At 59.7% G+C, this 206-nt stretch carries 1 protein-coding gene; it reads left to right on the top strand.

Annotated features, from left to right (window positions below; genetic code table 11):
* Nucleotides 1–206 (top strand): hypothetical protein (locus tag KJQ96_RS40000; RefSeq protein WP_213291324.1); only part of this gene is annotated, 206 nt, incomplete at both ends.

Raw genomic sequence — 206 nt, 5'->3', positions numbered from 1 at the left:
ACGTCAGCCGGCGCTACGGCGAGCACAAGGAATGGGGCGTTCGGGTTAACAGCACCTATTCGAACGGCAATACACCGTGGGACCGTCAGACCGATGAGTTCGGCAACGTCGTCCTCGGCCTCGACTACCGGGGCGAGAACGCGCGCATGGCAGTCGATGTCGGTTATCAAGCCGACAATTTGACTCCTCCGCTACGCTTCTTTGGA

The organism is Bradyrhizobium sp. sGM-13 (assembly GCF_018398875.1).
Taxonomy (GTDB): Bacteria; Pseudomonadota; Alphaproteobacteria; order Rhizobiales; family Xanthobacteraceae; genus Bradyrhizobium.
The sequence above is the reverse complement of the archived record's forward strand: the minus strand, read 5'-3'. Positions and strand labels throughout refer to the sequence as shown.